The 7,680-nt window shown below is 54.5% G+C and carries 5 protein-coding genes; 3 read left to right on the top strand and 2 right to left on the bottom strand.

Features of this window, described 5'->3' with window-relative positions:
* Positions 1-380 precede the first annotated feature (380 nt).
* From ABEA92_RS30375 to ABEA92_RS30365, 3 genes are all read left to right on the top strand, one after another.
* Positions 381-797 carry a bifunctional nuclease family protein gene (locus ABEA92_RS30375; RefSeq protein WP_008690868.1) on the top strand — a complete coding sequence of 139 codons (417 nt, stop codon included), beginning with the start codon at positions 381-383 and terminating at the stop codon, positions 795-797.
* A 256-nt stretch (positions 798-1,053) separates the two neighbouring features.
* Entirely contained in the window at positions 1,054-1,908 is an 855-nt protein-coding gene (gene panC, locus ABEA92_RS30370; protein WP_345689475.1) for a pantoate--beta-alanine ligase, read from the top strand.
* Between the two features lie 107 nt (positions 1,909-2,015).
* A complete protein-coding gene (locus tag ABEA92_RS30365) occupies positions 2,016-2,984 on the top strand; it encodes a UDP-glucuronic acid decarboxylase family protein (RefSeq protein WP_345689473.1) in 969 nt (322 codons plus the stop codon).
* A 345-nt stretch (positions 2,985-3,329) separates the two neighbouring features.
* Here the strand turns inward: ABEA92_RS30365 and ABEA92_RS30360 are convergent, their stop codons facing one another.
* Both ABEA92_RS30360 and ABEA92_RS30355 read right to left on the bottom strand, forming a co-directional pair.
* Positions 3,330-4,550 carry an HD-GYP domain-containing protein gene (locus ABEA92_RS30360; RefSeq protein WP_345689471.1) on the bottom strand — a complete coding sequence of 407 codons (1,221 nt, stop codon included), beginning with the start codon at positions 4,548-4,550 and terminating at the stop codon, positions 3,330-3,332.
* A 171-nt stretch (positions 4,551-4,721) separates the two neighbouring features.
* On the bottom strand, positions 4,722-7,676 hold the full coding sequence (locus ABEA92_RS30355) for an ATP-binding protein (protein WP_345689470.1): 2,955 nt from the start codon (positions 7,674-7,676) through the stop codon (positions 4,722-4,724).
* Positions 7,677-7,680 lie beyond the last annotated feature (4 nt).

Below are 7,680 nucleotides of genomic sequence, written 5' to 3'. Positions count from 1 at the left end.
TCACGTCACCTAAACACAAATAATCCACAAGCCGATATTTAAGGCCTTGTCCATAAGAGCCATCGCTATCGGTCTGCCCGCACCCAGCAAATTACCGGATGCCGTTTTCGGAGCAGCGTAGCTACAGCAAGTAAATGTTGTGATTTGCATCAATCTTAGGGTGCAGGGGACCGTCTGGCCGAGTCAAAAATCTTTGCGAATTCACCGTTGGACACGGTAACACGCCGTGGCCTCGCCAAGGTATATTGCGTGTGGATAGGAAGCTTGCGAACGCCACAACCGTTTAGGCCGAGGCCAATCGTCGGCCAGTGAGTTATTGGAAACCCATTGGCCCCTTTTCCTTTTCAACTTCGACACTTTTCGTTCTCGTGTGTTTACCCATGCCTGTCAAAATGCAGCTCGCTCGGATCATCATTTCCGAACTCACTGAAAACCAAGTGATTTATCTTCAGGAAGAAGATGGAGATCGCGAGTTCCCGATCCTGATCGGCATCTTCGAAGCGACCAACATCGATCGCCGCGTGAAGGAAGAATATCACCCACCGCGTCCGTTAACGCACGACTTGATTGTCCGCGTTGCCGATTCGTTAGGCGCGAAGATCGAAAGTGTGGTGATCACCGATCTGAACGACCACACGTACTTTGCCCAATTGAACCTTCGCAAGCAGGACGGCGAAGTGATCACGATCGATTCACGGCCAAGCGATGCGATTGCGGTCGCCGTGACGTTCACTCCGGCGCTGCCGATCTATGTCAGCGAAAAGGTGCTCGAAGAAGCAACGTCGACGCCGTTTTAGTGCTTTGTCCAAACTGAAAATGAAGGTTTGACCGTCGCGGAAGCTGTCAACGGCTTGTTGATTTAGTGAAGTTTCCTGCGGCAGGGGGCGTATGATGGACTTCCTAGTCCGGCATTGGTGTATTCGACGGACTAGGAAGTCCGTCGTACGACTAAATCAACAAGTCGTCAAGGTTTTCGACATTCTCCCTTCCCAACGAAACTTCACACACAAGTTTCGCTACGCTAAAAACACATCTGGACCCAGCACTCGCAACATGGATCGACTCGATACTCCCGAGGCCGCACGCGATTACGTGCATGCTGCTCGTCGCAAAGGGCAACGCGTTGGCATCGTTCCCACGATGGGCGCGCTTCATCAAGGTCATTTGTCATTAGTCGCTGAGTCACAGAAACATTGCGATACGACCATCGCAACGATCTTTGTGAATCCGACTCAATTTGCGCCGCATGAAGATTTGCAGAAATACCCGCGAACGCTTGAACAAGATTGCGAGCTGTTAGCGTCGCAGGGAGCATCGGCGGTGTTCGTTCCCGAGACGAGCCTGATCTATCCGCCAGGCTTCAGCACCTACGTGGATCCGCCCGCAGTGGCCGCGTCATTGGAAGGCGAGTTTCGCCCCGATCATTTCCGAGGTGTTGCCACGATTGTATTGAAATTATTCCAGATTTTGCCGGGCACGCATGCGTTTTTTGGACGCAAGGATTATCAACAACTCAAAGTCATCGAAGCGATGGTGCGTGACCTGAACGTCGGCATCGACGTGGTCGCCTGTGACACCGTTCGTGAACCCGATGGCTTGGCGCTCAGTAGCCGCAACCGTTATCTGGATCCCCAGCAGCGTCAAATTGCCTTGCAAATCTCAAGGGCGTTGCAGAGCACACAGCGGCGGGTCCAGGCTGGCCAGACGGACGTTGCGACGCTGCAAAACGAAATGCGTCACGAATTGCTTGGTGGCGGCGACCCGGCCAAAGCGGTTGACAAGATTGATTATGCCTCGATCGTCGACGCCGATTCCCTAGCCCCGCTAACAGAACTGGATCGGCCCGCGGTCGCGTTGATTGCCGCATTTGTGGGTCCGACGCGGCTGATTGACAATTTGCTACTGTAGACGCGTCTTTTCTGAACGTGTCTTTTCGGACTGGGGCTCGCCCAACGCTCGGCAAATAAGTTAGGCTTTGACAACGAATACCCGTTCACTTTCAAAGCGTAATTAGCATGATTCAACGAATTCTTGTCACCGGGGGAGCCGGCTTCCTCGGTTCGCACCTGTGCGAACGATTGGTTAACGACGGACACGACGTCATTTGCTTGGATAACTTTTTCACCAGCCAAAAATCCAATGTGGCTCACCTGTTGGACCGTCCCAACTTTGAACTGATTCGACACGACATCACGCTGCCGATCTTTCTCGAAGTGGATCAGATCTACAACATGGCCTGTCCCGCAGCACCGGGGCACTACCAATACAATCCGATCAAGACGATGAAGACCAGTGTGTTGGGGGCAATCAACATGTTAGGCGTCGCCAAGCGATGCGGCGCACGGATCTTGCAAGCCAGTACCAGTGAAGTCTATGGCGATCCGGAAGTTCATCCACAAACCGAAAGCTACCGTGGTAGCGTCAATCCGATTGGTATCCGCGCTTGTTATGACGAGGGCAAACGTGCAGCGGAAACGTTGTTCATGGATTATCACCGCAGCAATAATGTGGACGTACGAATTGTTCGTATCTTTAACACGTACGGTCCTCGGATGCATCCTTATGACGGACGCGTCGTGTCCAATTTCATTCGCCAAGCCCTCAGTGGCGAAGACATCACGATCTTTGGCGAAGGATCCCAGACACGATCGTTCTGTTACCGCGATGACCTTGTCGATGTCATCATCGCAATGATGAACAAAGACAATTTCACTGGACCGGTTAACATCGGAAATCCCGACGAGTTTACGATCCGCGAACTGGCTGAAAACGTAATGTCGCTGGTGGGATCAAAAAGCAAATTGGTGACGCGTCCGCTGCCGTCGGATGACCCGACCCGCCGTCGTCCTGACATCAGTTTGGCGAAAGAGCAGCTTGGCTGGGAACCAAAGGTGCCGCTTGCTGAAGGACTCAAGCACACGATCGATTGGTTCAAGACGATCAAGTTATCCGACTACCGTCCACCGACACCCAACTTTAGTTAACCTCAGCGGGAGGGGAAACTAAATTCACCTCCCCTTTGGGGAGGTCAGAGTCGGCGGCAGCCGGCTCTGGGTGGGGTTCGCAGTGTTAGAGATGGAACGTTCCAGCATGGTTTCACCAGCCCTCCCCGACCGCATCCTGCGGTCGACCCTCCCAGCGGGAGGGTAAAGCAGAGTTTACCTCCCCTTTGGGGAGGTCAGAGTCGGCGGCAGCCGGCTCTGGGTGGGGTTCGCAGTGTTAGAGATGGAACGTGCCAGCATGGTTTCACCAGCCCTCCCCGACCGCATCCTGCGGTCGACCCTCCCAGCGGGAGGGTGAAGTAAATGGCTGTTGCTGACTGAATTGAATTAGGCAGGTGCAGGCGTGCAGAAGTCCATGAACTCAACTTGAACTTGCACGATGTCTCGCGAGGCTCGAAAGAACGCGTCCAGTACCGCGGGATCAAAGTGCTTGCCACGCTGTTGGTCGAGGATCTCGAAGCAGGTGGTCCGCGGTAGCGACTGCTTGTACGGTCGGTCCGAAGCTAATGCGTCATAGGCGTCGGCCACCGCAGTGATCCGACCTTCCAACGGGATCGCTTCGCCAACCAATCCGGCCGGGAAACCGCTGCCGTCAAACTTTTCATGATGGGTCATCGCGATGCTGGCCGCCAATCGCATCAGCGAACTGCCGTCCTGCAACATCTTTGCACCGATTTCAACGTGCCGTCGCATGGTTACCGCATCCTCGCCAGAGTGCGGCTCGATGCTCGGGCCGTCGTTGCGAATGTGATTTTTGATCAGTTCGAATTCTTCGGGTTCGATCCGTCCCGGTTTCAGCAAAATCGCATCGGGAACCGCGATCTTACCGACGTCATGCAATTGGGCCGCTAACTCGACATCTTCGACATACCAATTGGGCAATCCAAGCTGCTCGGCAATCAGTCCGGCAAATCGTCCGACTCGAATCACGTGGTTTCCAGTGTCGTTGTCTCGCAACTCGGCCGCACGCGCCAAGCAATAGATCACTTCGCGGCGTGATCGCTCGAGTTCTTGTGTACGCTGCTGGACTTTTTCTTCTAACTGCGAAGCGTGTTGTTGCAGTTGGTCTTGAAACGATTTCGTCAACAAAGCGTTGCGTACGCGAGGTGCAAGTTCCATGGGATCGACGGGCTTGACCAAAAAGTCGGTCGCGCCCAGGTCCAAACACTTCAGCTTGACTTCCGCCTCGCTGTTGGCCGTCAGAATCAGCACCGGCAAATGGCGAAACTCAGGACGCTCGCGTAATTGGCGAAGGATCGTGATCCCATCGACGTCGGGCATGTTGATGTCAAGCAGGACCACATCGGGACGGTTTGCACAGATCAAGTTGAGCGCAACCGAAGAATCCGTGGTCATTTCGAACGAACTGTACCCAGCTTGCTCGAGATGCTTTTTGGCGACCAAGACGTTCGCAATTTCGTCGTCGACGATCATGATTTTGCCCGACAAGTGCGTCGCATTCTTTGCGGCAACATGCGTACCAAGTGGGACCGTTGCGCCGGAAAGCGGGTGGGCGTGCGTGGGCGAGGAAGCGGTTGGGCTGATCATGGCCGGGGTCACAATGCGTAAAAGAAATTTTAAGCTCTTATAGCATGGCTTACACCTAAGCACGCCTCGGCGATGCAGACGCGGTGGCGTCGGATTCGTCGTTGGATCAGGTTAAATGAAGCGGTGGTTCTGATTATGCCGACCGCCAACGCCGCGGCGTCGCGTAACAACTCATTCCAACACGGGGACCACTAATCGCTGGCGAATCGACGCGATCACGTCGATGCACTTTTCGCATTCGGTTTGGCTACCCGATCGTGCGGCTTCGGCCAAAGCGGACGCAGGCGATGTGAACTCGCTGTATCCGACGGTTCCTCCGGCTCCCTTTAACCAGTGTGCCAGATCGACCAATTCATTCATCGCGTCGACTGCCGCCAACCGCCGCATCTCGGCAATCTGAGGATCCAATCGCCGTACAAAATCGATGATGATTTCACAAAACTCACGATCATCCAGCGGCAGTGTCGAATAGATCGGATCCCCAACCGGTTGGTCATCCGGGGATTGAGGTTCAGGAACGGCCAATTTTGCTGGTGGTTGCGGCGGATCGGCACAGTCCACGGCCGGGATCACGATTCGCCGCTGCAAATCACGAATCTCGTCAAGCAGACGCTCCAACTGAGAACGCTCGAATTGGCCGGCTCCGTGTTCGAGCTTTGCCGCAGATTCGGTGAACACCCCCAAGCCAACGGTTCCACCGGAACCTTTCAACCAGTGTGCTTCGGCTCGGAGCGTTTCGAAATCGTCGTTGGCAATGGCGTCTTCCATCGCCTGCAACCGTTTGTCCAGCCGCGAAACGAAATCAGTGGTGATCGCCCGATAGTCGGGATCGTCCATCGGCAACGTGGGATGGATTGGTGATGCGCCATCGTATCGCAATTTCGTTGCCTCGGTCGACGATTCGGCCGATGATGAATCCTCGGTCGACGCTTCGCTAGTCGGCGGAACCGATGGTTGCTGATCCGTTGACACTGCGTCCGCGATCAGCGGATGGGCCGCGGTTGAGGCGTCGGTGAATGAGGATGTCTCTGGATCGTCGGCATCGCACTCGCCAAGATAAGCTTGCGCGTGGCTGAGCAGTTCGTCGATGTTGACCGGTTTGGTCAAGAAGTCGTCGCAGCCCGCTTCGAGACATTTCTCGCGGTCGCCCTTCATCGCGTTTCCGGTCAATGCGATGATCGGTGTCGTCACCCCACATTCACGCAAACGTCGTGTGGCGGTGTAACCATCCAGCACCGGCATTTGCATGTCCATCAACACAAGCGAGAAATCAGATTCACTGATCAATCGGATCGCTTCAAGACCATTTTCGGCACTTGTCACCACCGCGCCGGCACGAGTGAGCACCAATTCGATCAGTCGCCGGTTGGCTTCGCCATCGTCGACGACCAGCACCGGCAATGCGGGCAGCCGGATCAGTCCATTGGCCGATACGGCCGCAGCACTCTGGTTTGCTTGTGACAGGATTTCTTCCGGAGTGATCACATCCTCCATCGCATCAGGCTCGACTGGCAACGTGATCGTGAACGTGCTGCCGACATTGACTTCGCTGGTCACGGTCAGATCGCCTCCCATCGCTTCGGTCAAGCGGCGGCTAATCGACAATCCCAATCCCGTACCGCCATATTTACGCGTGGTCGAACTGTCGGCTTGGACAAACGATTGAAAAATCTTGCTTTGCTGTTCGGGCGTCATCCCAATGCCGCTGTCGACGACCGCGATTTGCAGTGTCGGCGTCGATCCATCTTGGTGCACCACTTCGGCAATGATTTTCACTGCGCCTTCGTCGGTGAACTTGATCGCATTGCCAATCAAATTGGTGATGACCTGCCGCAACCGTGTCGGATCGGTTTGCATGGTACGAGGCATTGGTGAATTGAATTCTACTTGCACTTCCAAGTTCTTCTCGAGCGCACGCTCTTGCAGCACACTCGCCACTGTCGAGATCGTCTCGTGAATATTGGTGTCGATCATTTCGACCTGCAAACGACCTGCTTCGATCTTGGAAAGGTCGAGGATGTCGTTGATTAACTTCAGCAGATGCTCGCCGCTGTTGTGGATCATGTTCAGGTGTCCGATCGCTTCGTCCGAATTGGTAACCAATCCACGACGCAGCACGTCGGTAAAACCGAGTACGGCGTTCAGCGGCGTCCGAATCTCGTGACTCATGTTGGCCAAAAACGCACTCTTGGCTTCGTTGGCGTGCTGTGCTTCGTCGCGAGCATTCGCCAATTGGACCTTGTTCTCTTCGATCAACGTGATGTCGTCAAACGTCGCCAAAAAACCTTGTCCCGTGATCGGCGTGCAGTTCACACTGAAGGTCAACATGCGACCATCACGTTCAAAATGCAAAATTCGATCATTCACTGAATCATTGGATTCCTTGGCATCGTTCCAAGGCAGCGTTTGTGACGAATCCGACGGCAGGATCCACTGCAGTTCGTTGGTTCGTTTTCCGACCAATTCGTCCGACGTACAGCCCAGAAGCGTCGCTAGACGCTGGTTGGCAAACAGCACACGATCGCGTGAATTCAACAAGAACAATCCGACCGTAAACGTATCCAACGCCTTTTCGACATGCGTCGGCACCGCTCCGGAGGGATCAAGGTTCTCGAGTGTTTTACGCAAGAAAAACGAAAATTGCAGCAAACATGCGGGGATCAAAACGATCAACAACCAAGCCGGTGCCCAGTGATCCAACCCCAATAAACCGCCGGTCGGTTCAAAGGCAACTTGCAATTCGCCCCACTGTTTGCCATAGCGAAAGATCGGCACCTGCATTTGGTTCATCCCGTTTTTAACTTCGGGATCCCACGTTTCATCGTGCGGGCCTGCGGAAACCACCGTTTGGCCATCGATGTTTTGCAATCCAATCGATAGCACTTGCGGGTCCCTTTGGACGATCGACGCCAACGTCACATGCAGCGAATCGACTTGCCCCGACGCCGCCATTGCGGTACCGCTAATCGCAAGCGATTCACACAATTTGGCACGGCCTCGCAAGATCTCTTCCTGTTCATTGGGAAAGAAACCGACGGCGCTGGCGACTAGCAGACTTCCGGTCATCAGTCCGACAAGACCGAACGAGATGCGGATACGGATTGGTATACGTTGTAATAGGTTCATGTTT

Source organism: Novipirellula caenicola (assembly GCF_039545035.1).
Taxonomy (GTDB): domain Bacteria; phylum Planctomycetota; class Planctomycetia; order Pirellulales; family Pirellulaceae; genus Novipirellula; species Novipirellula caenicola.
The sequence above is the reverse complement of the archived record's forward strand: the minus strand, read 5'-3'. Positions and strand labels throughout refer to the sequence as shown.